This is a genomic window from Psychromonas marina (assembly GCF_030161115.1).
Classification (GTDB): domain Bacteria; phylum Pseudomonadota; class Gammaproteobacteria; order Enterobacterales; family Psychromonadaceae; genus Psychromonas; species Psychromonas marina.
Window position 1 is genome coordinate 380,377 of the sequence record NZ_BSPQ01000002.1, and the last position, 16,953, is coordinate 397,329.

Annotated in this window: 16 protein-coding genes; 12 read left to right on the plus strand and 4 right to left on the minus strand. The window is 39.5% G+C overall.

Annotated features, from left to right (window positions below; all coding sequences use genetic code 11):
• Positions 1-12 precede the first annotated feature (12 nt).
• The 7 genes from tsaB (at position 13) to QQK09_RS05870 (ending at position 6,038) form a co-directional block, all read left to right on the plus strand.
• Positions 13-726 carry a tRNA (adenosine(37)-N6)-threonylcarbamoyltransferase complex dimerization subunit type 1 TsaB gene (tsaB, locus tag QQK09_RS05840; protein ID WP_284203174.1) on the plus strand — a complete coding sequence of 238 codons (714 nt, stop codon included), beginning with the start codon at positions 13-15 and terminating at the stop codon, positions 724-726.
• A gap of 63 nt (positions 727-789) precedes the next feature.
• A complete protein-coding gene (locus QQK09_RS05845) occupies positions 790-1,098 on the plus strand; it encodes a hypothetical protein (protein WP_284203175.1) in 309 nt (102 codons plus the stop codon).
• Between the two features lie 77 nt (positions 1,099-1,175).
• Positions 1,176-1,718, plus strand: a complete 543-nt coding sequence (locus QQK09_RS05850) for a GNAT family N-acetyltransferase (RefSeq protein ID WP_284203176.1) — start codon at positions 1,176-1,178, stop codon at positions 1,716-1,718.
• Between the two features lie 70 nt (positions 1,719-1,788).
• The gene (locus tag QQK09_RS05855) at positions 1,789-2,577 is read left to right on the plus strand and encodes a hypothetical protein (RefSeq protein WP_284203177.1); all 789 of its coding nucleotides are present in this window, start codon (positions 1,789-1,791) and stop codon (positions 2,575-2,577) included.
• A gap of 227 nt (positions 2,578-2,804) precedes the next feature.
• Positions 2,805-3,815, plus strand: a complete 1,011-nt coding sequence (pyrD, locus tag QQK09_RS05860; protein WP_284203178.1) for a quinone-dependent dihydroorotate dehydrogenase — start codon at positions 2,805-2,807, stop codon at positions 3,813-3,815.
• A 57-nt stretch (positions 3,816-3,872) separates the two neighbouring features.
• Positions 3,873-4,427, plus strand: coding sequence for a cell division protein ZapC domain-containing protein (locus tag QQK09_RS05865; protein ID WP_284203179.1), 555 nt, complete (start codon positions 3,873-3,875; stop codon positions 4,425-4,427).
• 225 nt (positions 4,428-4,652) lie between these two features.
• Positions 4,653-6,038, plus strand: a complete 1,386-nt coding sequence (locus tag QQK09_RS05870; RefSeq protein ID WP_284203180.1) for a sodium-dependent transporter — start codon at positions 4,653-4,655, stop codon at positions 6,036-6,038.
• 553 nt (positions 6,039-6,591) lie between these two features.
• Here the strand turns inward: QQK09_RS05870 and QQK09_RS05875 are convergent.
• On the minus strand, positions 6,592-7,740 hold the full coding sequence (locus QQK09_RS05875) for a methyltransferase (RefSeq protein WP_284203181.1): 1,149 nt from the start codon (positions 7,738-7,740) through the stop codon (positions 6,592-6,594).
• Positions 7,741-7,911: 171 nt separating this feature from the next.
• Here QQK09_RS05875 and QQK09_RS05880 point away from each other — a divergent pair, with 171 nt between their 5' ends.
• The 5 genes from QQK09_RS05880 to QQK09_RS05900 all read left to right on the plus strand — a co-directional run bounded on the left by QQK09_RS05880 (position 7,912) and on the right by QQK09_RS05900 (position 12,434).
• On the plus strand, positions 7,912-8,964 hold the full coding sequence (locus QQK09_RS05880) for a glycosyl hydrolase family 18 protein (protein WP_284203182.1): 1,053 nt from the start codon (positions 7,912-7,914) through the stop codon (positions 8,962-8,964).
• 60 nt (positions 8,965-9,024) lie between these two features.
• Positions 9,025-9,618, plus strand: a complete 594-nt coding sequence (locus QQK09_RS05885; protein WP_284203183.1) for a PhnA domain-containing protein — start codon at positions 9,025-9,027, stop codon at positions 9,616-9,618.
• A 139-nt stretch (positions 9,619-9,757) separates the two neighbouring features.
• Complete coding sequence (locus QQK09_RS05890) at positions 9,758-10,177, plus strand: DUF3302 domain-containing protein (protein ID WP_284203184.1); 420 nt, start codon at positions 9,758-9,760, stop codon at positions 10,175-10,177.
• The gene (locus QQK09_RS05895; protein WP_284203185.1) at positions 10,177-11,139 is read left to right on the plus strand and encodes an HlyD family secretion protein; all 963 of its coding nucleotides are present in this window, start codon (positions 10,177-10,179) and stop codon (positions 11,137-11,139) included. The genes QQK09_RS05890 and QQK09_RS05895 overlap by 1 nt, the downstream gene beginning before the upstream one ends.
• A gap of 71 nt (positions 11,140-11,210) precedes the next feature.
• Complete coding sequence (locus QQK09_RS05900) at positions 11,211-12,434, plus strand: cation:proton antiporter (protein WP_284203186.1); 1,224 nt, start codon at positions 11,211-11,213, stop codon at positions 12,432-12,434.
• 98 nt (positions 12,435-12,532) lie between these two features.
• Here QQK09_RS05900 and pyrC read toward each other — a convergent pair whose 3' ends face one another.
• The 3 genes from pyrC to pdsS all read right to left on the minus strand — a co-directional run bounded on the left by pyrC (position 12,533) and on the right by pdsS (position 16,951).
• Positions 12,533-13,561, minus strand: a complete 1,029-nt coding sequence (pyrC, locus tag QQK09_RS05905) for a dihydroorotase (RefSeq protein ID WP_284203187.1) — start codon at positions 13,559-13,561, stop codon at positions 12,533-12,535.
• A 146-nt stretch (positions 13,562-13,707) separates the two neighbouring features.
• Positions 13,708-14,694, minus strand: a complete 987-nt coding sequence (locus QQK09_RS05910; RefSeq protein ID WP_284203188.1) for a coproporphyrinogen III oxidase — start codon at positions 14,692-14,694, stop codon at positions 13,708-13,710.
• Between the two features lie 37 nt (positions 14,695-14,731).
• Positions 14,732-16,951 (minus strand): proteobacterial dedicated sortase system histidine kinase, encoded by a 2,220-nt coding sequence (pdsS, locus tag QQK09_RS05915; protein WP_284203189.1) that lies wholly within the window; start codon positions 16,949-16,951, stop codon positions 14,732-14,734.
• Positions 16,952-16,953: the final 2 nt, after the last annotated feature.

Sequence of the window (16,953 nt, forward strand, 5' to 3'; positions counted from 1 at the left end):
TATAGGGTAATTATGTCTACAAAGTTAAATATATTATGTGTTGATACGTCAACGGAAGCTTGCTCAGTCGCGGTGTTAAAGCAGAATGATATTGAAGCTGTTATTAAAGATAGCTTTATGTTTGCTCCGCGTGAACACACCACTAAAATTTTGCCGACAGTTGAAGCCGTATTAGCAGAAGCTGAGTTAGCGATTGCTGATATTGATGTTGTTGCTTACGGTCGAGGCCCGGGTAGTTTTACGGGCGTTAGAATTGGCATCAGTATTGCACAGGGTTTAGCCTTTGGTATTGAAAAAACCATGGTGGGTGTCTCGACACTGCAAGCGATGGCGCAGCAAGCCTATAAAACTAAAGGTGTGTCAAATGTTTATGCGGCGATTGATGCACGCATGGGTGAAGTATATTATGCTCATTACCAATTAGTTGACCAATTAATGACACTTCAAGGTGAAGAAGTGGTGATCAAACCTGCTGATCTTTTGGCACATGACGTTGTTGTCATTGAAAATTCAGTGTTGGTAGGAACAGGGTGGCAAGCATATCCTGAACTGTTGGCGTATTTTAATAGCGCGATACTATTAGATATCGAGTTTCCTTCATCACGTTATATGCTTGAACAAGTTGTTAGTGATGTACAAGCTGGCCTCGCAGTACAGCCAGAGCTTGCAACGCCAGTTTATTTGCGTGACAAAGTGACTTGGAAAAAACTGCCAGGACGCGAATAAAGTAATATTAGAATCTGCCCATGCAGGCTACTTAATTAAAACGAAACACTATCTGGAAAGTAGATGGCCATTGTAAATAATACCGGGTTGGTAACAAAACCGCTTAATACCACTAATATTAATAAGAGTGACAACATCAAACATGTTGCCTCTGCTAATGTTAGTGAAGTGGCACCCGTTGTAAAAAAAGCAAAGTCTGAACAATTTTCAATGGTACTTTCGGAAAAACAGAAAGACAGTCTGCATGAAAGTCTCGGTTATGATCAACCTAATCCAAAGCAACGTGGCGCGGTTAATGCGTATCTGCAAGTTGCAGCACAGGAAAAACGAGATTCGATAATAGAGTCGATGAGTTTTCATTTCGTAGTTTGATACTTCTTACTGCTGTTAAACACACTCACGAATGCTTTTCTCATCAAATCTGCTTACCTAAAGAATAAACACTGAATATGACCCCTGAATTAATAACATCTAACTTATTTATTACCCTATTAAAACCTGAACATTTACCCCTGCTGATAGATTACCAGAATGTAAACAGAGAGCATTTAGCAAAGTGGGAACCCGTCAGAACAGAGGATTACTTTTCGCGCCAAGAGACTAAAAAACAGATTGATAAAAGCGTGCAAAACTTTAAATCTGGTAAGGAGCTTTCCTTTGTTAGTTTAAATAAAACTAAAACAGAGATTATTGGCCTGTGTACTTTTTCAGATATTACTTACAGTCGTTCTCCTACTTGTCATCTCGGTTATTCTCTCAGTGCTCGAGCACAAGGCAAAGGGTTAATGTTTGAAATGCTGCAATGCACTATCGATTATCTATTTGAGCAGTATCATTTACAGGAAATTAAGGCGAGTTATATGCCTGATAATAGTCGATCAGAGAATCTGTTGGTTAAATTAGGTTTTGAAAAAGAGGGTTTTGCTAAAGGGTACTTGCGCATTGCTGGTCAATGGGAAGATCATATCTTAATGTCTAAAATTGCCGATTAACGGCTAAAAATGTAAACCCTGCGCATTTAATTAACACAATGCTATTCTTATTAATTTTATAGGCTCAAAAATGTCTCGTATTATCTCCTTCATATTTATTACTCTGTTTAGTTCTTCTCTGTTTGCTAACGTTTATCCTATTAATCTTAGTGCAGATCAAACTCAGCAATTGGGCCAACTCATTTGGAAAAACGAGGGGCAAAATAAAGTAGAACATCTGACGACTTGGAATCAACAGGAAGACTTTCCCTCATTAGGTCTTGGGCACTTTATTTGGTACCCCACTAGCGAAAAAGGGCCCTTTAAAGAGCAGTTCCCGGCATTAGTAGACTTTATGTCAGAAAATGGTGCTGTATTACCCACTTGGTTAACTGAGGCTAAAGTGGCTCCTTGGCAGTCTCGTGAGCAATTTTATGCGGCATTTGAAGGTCCGCAATTAACTGAATTACGTCTGTTATTAAGTCAACAATTACAACTACAAACACGTTTTATTATTTTACGTTTAGAGCGAGCTATTCCATTAATCCTCGAAAGTAGTACTGCCTTAGAGCAGCAAGTAATTGAACAACAACTGAAACAGTTAGCTACGCCTGAAGGCGTATTTACGTTACTTGATTATGTTAATTTTAAAGGTGAAGGCGTCAACCCTAAAGAGCGCTACCAAGGTGATGGCTGGGGCTTAAAACAGGTGCTGTTAACCATGCCAATTCATTATGATAATCCACTACGAAGTTTTGGTTTTGCTGCCGATGAAGTACTGACAAGAAGAGTTAAAAATGCACCACGTGATGAACAACGTTGGCTGAAAGGTTGGCGAGTGCGAGTACATGCTTATCAAGACCTAAAAATAATAGATTGAAATGAATAAACATAGCTGTCAGTTTTTAGTCGTCAGCTATCAGTTAAAATCAAAATCTGTATCTATAATTCGTTGTTATGCAGCGCGTGGCAGTGTTATTTTTTCTTCTAACGTTAATGATTGCCAATGGTTATATCGGTGTGATATTTAAAATAACTGATCCATTTTAATAATTTATCGGTACAATAGCGCGTACATTTAACTCTCTTATTTTAAAGGCCATTATTATGTTGTACCGCATTATGCGCAGTTTTTTATTCCTATTAAATCCTGAAAAAGCACACGATGTTTCAATTAAGCAATTAAAAATGACTCATGGCACTATCTTGGATCTTTTTTATCGCCAAAAAGTACAACAACGCCCAGTGCAAGTAATGGGACTCACTTTTCCTAACTCGTTAGGGTTAGCAGCAGGTCTCGATAAAGACGGTGAATGTATTGATGCATTTGGTGCAATGGGATTTGGCCACATCGAGGTCGGTACAATCACGCCCGTTGCTCAACCGGGTAATGAGTCACCGCGCCTGTTTCGTGTCTTAGAATCAGAGGGCATTATTAACCGTATGGGCTTTAATAACCATGGTGTTGATAACCTTATTGATAACGTTAAGCAAAGTAATTTTAAAGGTGTTATCGGTATTAATATTGGTAAAAACTTCTCTACACCAGTAGAAGAGGGTAAAAATGATTACCTACTGTGCATGGATAAAGTGTATGCACATGCCGGTTATATCGCTGTTAATATCTCTTCGCCAAACACGCCAGGGCTTCGTTCTTTACAATATGGTGAAGCACTAGATGATCTGCTTTCTACATTAAAAACGCGCCAAGCAGAACTACATAAAAAACACGATAAGTATGTTCCTATTGCACTGAAAGTAGCCCCTGACCTAACTGATGAAGAGATCGAGTCGATCGCACAGTCAGTGCTTAAATATAAGTTCGATGGTTTGATTGCCACTAATACGACGCTTGATCGCAGTATGATAAAAGGCATGTCACATGCTTCGGAAGCAGGTGGCTTAAGTGGACGACCACTGCAGAGTAAAAGTACCTTAGTGATCAAAAAGTTTGCTTCACACCTTAAAGGTGAAGTGCCTATTATTGGTGTGGGCGGTATCGATAGTGTGATTGCCGCTAAAGAAAAGATTGATGCAGGTGCAAGTTTAGTACAGATATATAGTGGCTTCATCTATCAAGGTCCACCATTAGTCAAACAGATTGTGAACAATATTTGATTAAAGTCTAACCAGGGTTTAGTATTTAAGAGTCTTTTTAATCGTATTGGGTGAAGCATGGATTTTATACCGAAGTCCAATTGGCAATGGGTTTTTGATAAACAAAGAACGTTATTAACATTACAGATGGGCGATTATATTATCGATATCGCCTATAAAGTTAATATGCTTGTTTTACCCGATGATCAGCCGATCCCTTTTACCGTAGAGGATGTTGCTCGCTATACACAGTTATTTGAGAGCAATGCTTTAAAAGATTATGATGCTGAGTTTGCTTGCAAAATTATTCTCCACATCCTCGTCATTGATCTTTTCCATAAACCTATCATGCCTAAAAGCTGGCTGTTTACTTCCGCCGATACTCAAAATGTTGGTGTCATTGATAATATGACCCATGTGACGCTAACCGCTAAGGGCGACTATGAGTCTGCACATTATCTGCTATTAGAAGACGAAAAAGAGTTTGCTCTGTGTATGTTAATAGATCAAATTCATCAATTATCCCCGCGTAAATCACTGCCACAATTCCATATCATTAAAGTTACCTTAGATAAGCTGAGAGTCATTACAGCAGACACAGAAAAAAACTGGAATTCATTTCAAATTGCTTAATTTCTTATTTTATCTAGAGAGTACAAATAATGTGAACTCACGCATTTGTGAATAAACATTCACTGTTTTCTGTGAGTGTGAGTTTTTATTCTTTTTTGTTGTGTCTTTAGTCACTTACTGATATTTTTAATATTTTTCCTTGGTAAACATTGTATTTACAATCTGTTGAATTAAATTCTTAAAATGTCTATAAAGAGAAACATTTTCTTAACATAAAGGTTTTAAATGAACACTGAAACACATGTTTCCAACCGATGGTCCAACAAATACGCTTATATTTTAGCTGCAACGGGAGCAGCTGTTGGTCTTGGTAATCTATGGAAGTTCCCATATATCATGGGCGAGAATGGCGGTGGTGCTTTTGTTTTAGTTTACCTGCTTTGTATCCTCTTCATTGGTATTCCAGTGATGATGGCAGAAGTTGCTATCGGTAAACGCGGGCGTTCAACACCAGCAAATGCTGCTGCTATGGTGTCAAAAGAATCGGGACACTCTTCTCATTGGTCAATTATTGGCTCGATGGGTGTATTAGCCGGTTACTTAATTTTAAGTTTCTATGTCGTTATCGCGGGCTGGGCTGTTGCATATGTATTATATGGTGCGACCGGCGAGTTTAGCGCAGCTGCGGCTGATGCAGAAACGCATGCCGATACCATCGGAAGTCTGTTTGGTAATTTAGTGAGTAGTGTGCCTAATTTGCTTATATACACCACATTAATTGTTGTTGCTGTGGTTTATGTATTGTCGAAAGGTGTAAAAGATGGCCTTGAAACAGCCGTTACTTATTTAATGCCTGCGATGTTTGTACTGCTTGTTGCAATTATGATCTACTCTGCAATTGTAGGTGATTTTGCAGCAGCCTTTGGTTTTATGTTTAACATTGATTTTTCAAAGTTGACCATTGAAGGCGTATTAGTTGCATTGGGCCATGCCTTTTTCACACTAAGCTTGGCGTCAGGCATCATGATGGTATATGGCGCTTACTTACCAAAAGGTGTTTCAATCGCTAAAACGTCTATCATGATTGCGATTGCTGATACTGTGGTTGCATTGATTGCTGGTCTAGCTATCTACCCAATCGTATTTGCGCATGGTTTAGAGCCAAGTGCGGGTCCTGGCTTATTATTCCAAGCGTTACCAATTGCCTTTGGTTCAATGCCGATGGGTGATGTTGTAGGTACATTATTCTTCGTGATGGTGGTATTTGCTGCCTTTACTTCTGCGATTGCATTGCTTGAGTCTGCAGCTGCTTACCTAGTAGAGCGTCAAGGGATGAGCCGTGCTAAGGCATCAATTGTAGCGGGTGTTGGTATCTGGTTATTAAGCCTACTTACTATCTTCTCTCTATCTGGTGAGTCGTGGACGTTATTACCATTTATGGGTGAAGGTAAAACGATTTTTGATGGCTTAGATTACTTAACAGCGAATATTTTATTACCATTAGGTGGATTATTAATCTCTGTCTTTGTAGGTTGGTTTATGAAAGATGAACTTGTTAAAGCTGAATTTAACCTTTCAGATGGTCAACACAAATTAGTGATGGTGTTATTACGTTTTGTTGCACCGATCGCGATTATCTTCGTATTTATTAATGCAATTGGCCTATTTTAATTAGCCAACAGATATTCGTTTTCAAAAGCCGTTAAGTGCAAGCTTAGCGGTTTTTTTATGTCTACAATTCGCTGCAATAGTGAAAACCAAAAAATAACGGCGAAGCCGTGTCGGCATAAAATAGCTTGCGCTTAAACATAGTATCTACAGGTGGAGGTGAATGCTTTGCAGGTCGCGGCTTTAGCCCGACGGTTTTCAAGCTTCGGGCTACGAGATTGCTTGTCGGCATAAATACCGACCTACAGTTGGAGGTGAATGCTTTGTAGGGCGCGGCTTTAGCCCGACTTGTTTCAAGCTTCGGGTGACGAGATTGCTTGTCTGCATAAATACCGACCTACAGGTGGAACTAAATGCTTTGTAGGTCGCAGCTGTAGCCCGACGTGTTTCAAGCTTCGGGTTACGAGATTGATTGTCGGCATAAATACCGACCTACAGATGGAGCTGAATGCTTTGTGGCGAATTTGGTCTTCAAAGGTGTTTTGCAATAAAGAGCAGGCATAAAAAAAGCAACTCCATGAGTTGCTTGATAGGGGGTAATACGTGAAGTATTAGATTAATCCATTTTCACTGCGCGTAGAATAACGAATTTTTTGTTTTCAGTAACTAATTCACAGTTACCAAAGATACGCTCTAGTTTATCTTGGTAGTCAAGGTGACGGTTACCAACAATCACTAATTCACCATTTTCAGCTAATGCGAAACGTGCTTCATTAAACATGCTCCAAGCGATATGGTCTGTAATTGCTTGCTGCTGGTGGAATGGAGGGTTACAAAGAATAAGGTCGTAGCTGCCGCCTTTAAAACCAAGAAGACCATTGTTTACGACAAAACGTGCGTTATCACTTCTTTCTTCTTCGAAGTTTTTAATCACGTTAATACGTGCAGAATCGACAGCCATGTATGACTCATCGATAAAAGTAACATGTGCTTCAGGGTAAGTTTCCATTGCGGTCATACCAACAACACCATTACCACAGCCTAAATCTACCACTTTAGTGAAATCACCTTTAGGTAGGTTCTCCATTAGGTAACGACCACCGATATCAAGGTGATTACGTGAGAATACGTTCGCGTGGTTATGAATTTTCCACTCTTGCTTCTCAAGTTCCCAAGTCACTGCAATTTCATCTTCAGGTACGTTTTGACGTTCTACTAGGCTAAAGATAAGACGAGATTTCTTTTTCGCTAGTGACGTCTTAGTGCTACCAATGTATTTTTCAAAAAGATCCAATGTAGAGTTATGGATCATGTTTACTTTGCCTGCCGCGACAATAATCGTGTCTGGACCAACAACAGCACGTAATTGCTGTAGTAGGTATTCTAAATACGAGTTTGTTTTAGGTACTTTAATTAATACCACTTTTACATTTTCAGGAAATGCTTGTAGGCAGTCCTGTAATAAAATATTGTCTTCACTACAGTTATTGCGCTGCATATTTAATTTAATAGAGCTTAGTGAAAGATATGAGTCAGTGATCGTGGTGCGCTTAATATTTTCGAAAAAGCAGCTTAATGCACCAAAACCATCATTAATAATAAGTAATTGACCATCTTCACCTAGCTGTTTTTCAAGCTCATTTTCAGTAAAATGGTTAATTAAATACTCATCTGCAGAATCCCATGCTTGTAATGTTTCTTTTTTATGTCTTGGATGACGGTGCAAAACTAAGTTTTGTTCTGCGATTGTAAATAGTTCGTTCATAGAATCTGCCTAAAATTAGGGTAAAAGGGGGTAATCCTCTATTTTAGCTTGCTTCATCTTATTAGGTAAGTAATATCTTTAATAATATAAATATGTCAGCTTAATGTATGCATAATTTGATTGTGTGCCGCTAAATATCATGGACATATACTTATTCTTCAGGAGATTTTTGTGTACTTCATTTTTAAACGTTTACCACTGCTGTTATTAGTTGCCTTAGTGGGCTGTGATAACCAATTTACTAAAATTATTGATGACAACTGGATTAAAGATCCAGAAGTTTGTGAAGAAGATAGCACCACAGTGAATTTTAAACAGGTTGCTTATTGGACGCCTGATGATAGTGATAATATTGAGTTAGTTGATTTCTCAATGCTGACCCACATTATTTATTCTTCTATTATTGTGAATGCTGATGCTAGTTTGGTAATGCTTGAAGACGATGATGAGGAATTACTTGAGGATCTTGTTACCTATGCACAACCCTATAGTGTTAAAACTGCTGTTTCATTAGGTGAGTGGGTTAGCTCGAATGATAGTAATTTTAATACCATTGCAGGCAGTACTACGTTAACCGATACTTTCGTAGACAATGTTATCGATTTTCTTGATGATTATGAGCTTGAAGGGGTCGATATTCATTGGCAAACCATTGAGTCCGATGATGAATCCGATGAATTTGAAAAATTGCTTAAAGCGCTTTCTAAAGAGTTAGTCAAAGAGGGTAAATTTTTGAGCATGACAGTGCCTTCTGGTGAAGATTATAAAACGGCTAATCGAATTTCTAGTGATCTTTTTGATTATGTTGATTTCGTTAATGTAATCGTTTTTGATGAGGTCGACAGTGATGATTTTAACGCCTCGCTGCAGGATGCTAAAGATGCGATTGAGTATTGGACTGATCGTTGCCTAATCAAAAATAAATTAGTGCTTGGTGTGCCTTTTTATTCAGTGGGAAGCACGACGCGTAGCTATGATTATTTACTTCGTGATGATCTTGATTATGTGTGTGTTGATAATAGTAGAGGTCGAGACTATAACGGTATTCCAACCATTATAGATAAAACTGATTATGCACTCAGCAATGCGGGTGGCATGATGATGAGATCACTAGAGCAAGACGTTTATGCGCGTAACAATGATGATTTAGATTACAGTGAATACTCATTACTGAATGTAATTAATGAAACGGTTTTAGGCAATGAAGTTAGCGTTTGCCAGTAATTTAAAAGAGGCGCATAATGTCGTCTTTTTTATCACTCACTATTCTTAAGGTATTAAGTTATGCCAATTTTAGCCGCTCTTAAAGAACGTAACAATTCAGCATGTGAACTTTGTGCTTCTACAGATGAACTTTCAATTTTTGAAGTACCACCTGTAAAAGAGCCTAATTCAGACAAATCAGTCTTAGTATGTAAAACATGTCAATCACAACTAGATAAAGAAGTTGAGATGGATAACAACCACTGGCGTTGTCTGAATGACAGCATGTGGAGTCAAGTTCCTGCTGTTCAAGTAACTGCATTCCGTTTGCTAACACGATTAGCTAAAACAGAAGGCTGGGCACAGGATCTTCTTGATATGTTTTATATGGAAGATGAGACGAAAGCGTGGGCTGAATATGGCGTTGCTGCTGATAACATCGAAGAAGTTGCCCCAACACGTGACTCTAATGGCACGGTATTAGTCGCTGGCGACAACGTAACATTGATTAAAGATCTTGATGTTAAAGGTGCTGGTTTTACGGCTAAACGTGGCACACCGGTACGTAATATCTCTATTTTAGACAACCCTGAGCAAATAGAAGGGCGTGTTAATGGCGTACGTATTGTACTTTTAACGACCTACCTGAAAAAAATGCCATTATTTGAAGATTAATTAACAATACTTGTTAAACAATTTATTGTTTTTAAAGCCTATTTTGTGATTTATATTATAAAAATAATATAAACCTCAAGATGGGTTTTTTTATATCTGCCATAATTGAACTTAACATTTATTTTACATGGAGTTCAATATGCTCGAATACGTAGCACTTGGCATTTTAGTGTTTGTCGCACTTACCCTTTTCTATGGCATTATTGTCATTCACGATATTCCCTATGAGATTGCGAAACATCGTAATCATCCACAGCAAGATGCATTGCATGTTGCTGGCTGGATCAGTTTATTTACCCTTCATGTGTTATGGCCATTTTTATGGATCTGGGCAACCCTGTATCGTGAAGATAGAGGTTGGGGATTTGGCGATCCTAATGACAAACGTGAAAGTAAAGAAACAGAACAGAAGTTTTCTGAACTTCATCAACGTATCGATCTATTAGAGAAAAAATTGTATGCGAATCATGAAGAGGAGGTGATTGAACAAAAGCTATCGCATGATTCATTTACTGATATCGAGAGCAGTATTATTGCCGATCAAGAGGGAACTAAATAATGGATCTAATACTGGTATTAACCTACACCGCAATCTGTGTTGCTATTTTTAAAATATTTAAGATTCCACTCAACAAATGGACAGTACCGACAGCTGTATTAGGCGGTATTGTTTTGATTGGTACGCTGATCATGTTGATGAATTATAATCATCCTTACTCTGAAACATCACGTGAATATTTTGTTTCTACTCCAGTTGTACCGGCGGTACGTGGTCGAGTTATTTCAGTGAATGTAGAGCCTAATGTCCCGGTTAAGCAAGGGCATCTATTATTCTCTATTGATCCTATCCCTTTTCAAAATAAAGTGGATGCGTTAACGGCACAGCTAATCTCTGCCGATTCAGATTATCAACGTGCACTTGAGCTGCTAAAAAGAAAGATTGGTAAGCAACGTGATGTTGATATTACTAAAGCCAAAGTGGATGAGTTAACGGCACTATTAAACGATGCACAGTATAATTTAGATCGTACTGAGGTACGTGCTGAGAGTGATGGTTACGTGACACAAATGTTGGTGTACCCAGGTTTGTATGTAGTGCCAATGCCCCTTCGCCCTGCGATGGTGTTTGTACAGTCTGACTCGTTTGCTTATATCGGTTGGTATCGCCAAAACAGTGCGGTGCGTTTACAAGCTGGTTTTGAAGCTGAAATCGCCTTTGATGCATTACCGGGTAAAGTTTTCAGTGGTGAGGTAGTACGCGTATTACCTGTCATGGCTGAAGGTGAAGTACAAGCGAACGGCAGTATGATTCGACTGGGGCTAGGCGCAAATGTACCTGGACGAATTCCAGTTCAAATTAATATTACCGATCCTCGTTTTGCTGACCTAAAAGAGCATGTAAGAGGTGGTTCCTACGGACAAAGTGCTATCTACTCAGATAGTTTTACTCATGTTGCTATTATGCGTAAGATTATTTTACGTATGTCGTCATGGATGAGCTACTTCTTCCCATTCCATTAATATAGTGTCATCGATAACAGGGCGAATTAATTTATTCGCTCTGTTTTCTTAATTTTCTAAAGGAGCAAGCCTTGGCAGATCATATTGTGATTCTAACCATTGCCATATTAGTGCTCACATATGGTTATATCTCCAAAGCATTATCACGTTTTAATATCTCTGGTCCGATGGTTTTTACTGGCTTAGGGTTATTAATATCCCCCCTTGTTTTAAACCTTTCAACCCTACAAATAGATGCCGAATTTGTCACCATTATTGTCGAATTAGCATTGGTATTGGTATTATTTAGCGATGCTGCGTTATTAGATTTGAAACTGCTTCGTCAATCTTGGAAATTACCTGCGCGCCTCTTGCTGATTGGTCTACCACTCACCATTATTTTGGGTACATTTGTTGCGCAAATCGTATTTCCTAATGAACCTGCTATTTATATGCTCTTACTCGCACTGTTATTAACGCCAACAGATGCCGCATTGGGTAAAGCGGTGGTTTCTGACCCAAGTGTGCCTGCAAAAATACGTTCAACAATCAATGTAGAAAGTGGTTTGAATGATGGCATTGTCTTCCCTATCGTGATCACCGTAGTCGCAATTATCGTCAGTGGTGTTAATGGAGAAGGTGATAGTGGCTGGCTCGGTTATGTATTTGAGCAGGTGCTATTTGGGGCTTTAGTTGGCGCTTTTGTTGGTTATGTGGGTGCGAAACTGACCCAACTTTCAATTAAACATAATTGGATGCAGCATAGTTATCAAAATCTTATCCCAATTGCATTAGCAGTTGTTGCTTTCTTTTTAGCTGAAGAATTTCACGGAAATGGCTTTATTGCTGCCTTTTTTGCTGGATTGTATGCTGGTAATACAAGTCAACCGATGCGTGAACATATCGAAGAGTTTGCAGAAAGTGAAGGTGAGCTATTAGTACTGATTAGCTTTTTCTTGTTTGGACTTGCTTTTGTGCCTGTCACCTTTGCCTTTATCAACCTCAACGTCGTACTGTATTCCCTACTTAGTTTGACTGTACTACGCATGATACCGGTTATTATCTGTTTAATTGGGGCACGCCTTGATAATAAAAAAATCGACTTTGCAACGATGGCTTTTATCGCATGGTTTGGACCCAGAGGAATAGCCTCTATTTTGTATGTACTGATCGTTGCCCATGAAGTGGGTGGCATTGAGGGATTTGAAACTGTTTATGCAGTGGTTACGGTCACTGTGTTAATGAGTATTGTCGCACATGGCTTAAGCGCACAACCTCTCGCCAATTGGTACAGTAAAAAGCATAACGAGCAATAAAACGTAGCCAATAAAAAAGTCAGCCTGCAATTAATGGTTTAATCACAGGCTGACTTTTCATATTTAGCGCTAATTATTTATAGTTAATAAACTAACGACTAAATAACTTTCCAGTTAATCGCTTCACCTGCCTTGATTGGTACTACTTCATTACTACCAAACGTCAGTGTTGCAGGTACATCCCAGGATACTTTTTGTAACTCAAGTGTATCTGTATTACGTGGTAGATTATAAAAATCTGGTCCATTGAAACTAGTAAAGGCTTCTAATTTATCCAGTGCACCTGCTTCTTCAAATACTTCTGCGTATAGCTCTAGTGCAGCAAAGGCTGTATATGAACCCGCGCAACCACAACCAGATTCTTTGCTCTGTTTTGTATGTGGAGCAGAATCGGTACCTAAGAAAAACTTGTTCGAACCACTTGTTGCAGCTTCTATCAATGCTTGCTGGTGGATATTACGCTTCAGGATCGGTAAGCAGTAGAAGTGTGGTTTGATACCACCTACTAGCATATGGTTACGGTTGTACATTAGGTGATGAACGGTGATCGTTGCTGCTACGTTAGGACCTGCATTTGCCACAAATTCAGCTGCATTTTTAGTAGTGATATGCTCTAACACAATTTTAAGATCTGGATATTCAGCAACAAGTGGAGCCAGTACCGTTGTTAAGAACTGCTCTTCACGGTCAAAAATATCGATATCATTGGTGGTTACTTCACCATGTACCAGTAACAGCATGCCTACTTCCTGCATTGCCACTAACGCCTCACGAATATTCGCAGTTGATGTCACGCCAGAATCAGAGTTAGTGGTTGCGCCTGCTGGGTATAACTTAGCGGCATAAACTAAGCCCGATGCTTTCGCTTTTTTGATCTCATCAGCAGTGGTTTTATCGGTCAGGTAAAGCACCATTAATGGCTTGAACGTAGATTCTGGTTGAGCTGCCATGATACGTGCTTGGTAAGCTTCTGCCAGTTCAGTGGTGGTCACTGGTGGCACAAGGTTAGGCATAATAATCGCTCTGCCCATATAACGGCTAGTATCACGCACTGTATCTTTTAAAACGTCGCCGTCACGTAAATGTACATGCCAGTCATCTGGACGGGTAATAGTTAATTTAGTCATTTGATACTCTCCTTAAAATTTCCGTTATGTTACAACTTTTTATAATTAATTTCACTTGTTAAGAAAGCCTTAAGGTTGAGATTAGTTAATATATTTATCCTATTTTTAGGATATAGATCGACACTGTATTTATGCAGTGTACATTTTTACGATAAGGGGTAATTATGATAATGGGATCTAATTGTCTGAGCGATAAGTACTTTTATCTCGGTAGTGACTTCACAGCGCTTACTATCAGGAAATAGGGCAACCAGATCACTGACTAATTTATGTCGTGGGGCGGGTGTTTTGTTTATCCATTGAGCGAGTAGTTCACGATTGATAAAACGTGGCAGGGAGCCTAACGTGCCAACATCATTTTGAGCGTGCACTAATAAACCTGCGGTGGTGCCTTTATCAAGGGTTAATACCTGATAGAAATACAGCGTGTGATAATCCAGCTGTGATAGCTGCTGTGTCTCTGATGGCTTTTGTTCAACAGAAATGTTGTCTAATTTAGCTTTTAAAATAGCGATATAACTATCGATCACGGCATACACAAAGCGGTGTGCAAAGGTTTTGGTATCGACGTTTTCTGGATTAAAACCTTCTAAATAAAAATGGCTAATACCACGATGTGCTTCTAGTGCAGGAATATAAAAGTAGTTATTACCTTGCTCTGTCGCTTGCTCAAAATAGTCGCCAGCAACGCTTTGTAAGGTTTCGTTAAACTGATTTTTATCGTTCTCACAAACAATAGCGGGGTTAAGATCAGCCATTAAACGCCAATAGTTTTTACCGGAGCGTAATTCTGTCCAACTAACATGGATGTGCACCGAGGGCGCCATTGGGTTAATCGGATGAATAATGGTTGAAAGCGCCGTTGCTGAGATAAACGCTTTATCGGGTCTATCTTCATATTGAACTTGAGAAACATTAACTGATGCCTGATTAAACAAACTATGTTGTGGCGCTTCAAAGCGCAGGCCACCTCCATGTTGTCCACTATCACGTAACCACTGTTGAGGTGTAAATTTATCCGCTTGTTGGTGCTGCTGACAAAGCACACTTAGTTGATCTACAAAATAGCGTTGTGCATTTGATAACATTGCGAGGGCATGAATGGCATTTTCAGATGTAGCTTCTTTTCTCATAATAAGTTTCTTTTCACTTTGTAAAATAAAATAGGTGTTAAATAAGGGGAAAACGTAAACTGACAATCACACCACTATTATCTTGATTATTATTAATGTTAATTGAACCGTGGTGGTAATCACAAATCATCTTAGCGATAAATAAACCTAACCCTAGATGGGTTTTATCGGGGGTGTTTTTAGCCCTAACCGAGACCATTGAGTTAAGCAGTTCATCACTCATATCAGCAGGTAAAACTGGTCCACTATTTTCAACCTCTATCAGCGCAATCTTTTGTTCGCAACTCAGCCTGATGTTAATCGCATCAGGCGGTGTATTAAATTCCACTGCATTATTAATTAGTTTATCTAAACATTGCACCATAAAATCAGGATCAGCGTTGATATTAATGTTGTTTTTGCTAGCGCTGTTAAATATAAATGTCTGTTCGCTATAGGTCATCTGATAACCCTGTACGCAGCCATTTAATAATTCATTTAAGCACAGCGTAATATTCTCACCGGATTGTAAACTCTGCTCAAGGCGTGTTGCTTCGCTCATATTCGTTAATATGCGATTGAGGCGTAAAATGCCAGTTTGCGAACGTTCAATATACTTTTTGCTCTCTTCGTCCTGTGGTTGCATCGCCAAATTCTCTAGTGAGCTACACACTACCGCAACAGGGGTACCCAGTTCATGAGAAAGGCGAGAGGGCAACTTCTCAAGATAACGATGATACTCGCCTAAACGGTCGACCATCTCTGCAAGACTACGAGAAAGATCGCCGATCTCATCCTTTGAAGTCGAGGGAGTTAAAGCAGCACTGATTCTACCTTGCTCATCAATCGCCTGCTCAGCTTGGTCACGTAATTTTCTGACGCGAGTAGCAATATTGGCGGTGAATAAAAACAGTACTAGGGTCGCGATAACAATCACAGCAATCAATACATTAAATAGTTTGGTTAAGGCTTGATTACGCAGGGTACGAATACCATTGGTTGTCTCCTCTGCAACCACCATACCCATCACTTTATCTCCGACAAAAATGGGACTTGCGGCTGATAATATCATCGCTTGATGATCGCTGGTTAAACGCCAACTTGATTGTGATTGCCCTGAGAGTGCCTGATTTATGAAGTCACTATCAAGCTGTGTGAGTCCTGCTAATTCATCAACAAAGTTACTGTTGGGTTTGTTGAAGAATAACCCATAAACAGGCTTTAATAAGGTATTTTCAATGTGTTGCCACCAGGTTGACTTGTTACTATTTTGATCACTACCCCACACTCCCTGAGCCTGGTGAATATCACCGGCAGTCGCTAATACACGTTGATGCCTATCAACGACCCAAAGGCGAGATTGAGTATGGCTTAGGCCATTAAGAATTTTATCTATCTCAGGTGAAGGAACAAGAATTGTGCCCAGTTGTGCAAGGTTATTAGTATTAGATGTCGCGATAATACTTTCAATATTGCTGACGCTACTCGGGGCGGTGGTGCTTGAGGTGGTATGAAGGGCAAAACCGAGTTTGTCACCTAGCATAGCAACAGGTAAACGAAACTCAATGTTATAACCCGTCTCTGTTTGTTGCCAATAGCCATGTATGCGTTTTTCACGTTGCAGCGGTAAATCGTTATTGTTTTTATCTGTGAGATTATAGGCATTAAACCAACCGCTCTTTTGCACTGAGATAATATAACGTTGTAAGCTATTTTGTGGTGAGCTGAGGGCAATAATGAGGTGATCATTTTTGTCTAAAAAACGACTGCCAGTAGCACGAAAGGTAGGAAATTTATCGGTGACTTGTAGGTAACCATACAGATACTCCCCTCGCGTGCCTACCATCTGGCGAAATGAAATCGGATTAGGATCTGGTATGTTAGCATCATCATGTTGTCGATAAACCGCATGCTGTTTGTCGTAAACTAAACTCTTACTTAAATCGGCTTGCCAATCCGCTAAGTTACCGTCGATGGTGATGGGCTTTTGTAGCTCATAGGCATACAGATCTTTGCCATCTTCAACCCGGTTTAAAAAGCTCGCTTGGGCATTAAATAGTGTCGGGCGTTCATGCAGCGCGGTTGCAACGGCACGTGTTGTGCCCACTAATGTTTGCTCTTGCCCTTGGCGTAGAAAGCTTTCCATCTCAACAATATATTGGTAACCGAGTAGTGGCAGCACCAACAAAAAGCTCGCGAGTAAAATCATTTTAGCGCGCAGACCTAGTGACATTTTTAGCGATAAAAAGAAGCCTTTGACGGTGCGTGATATAGCCATGG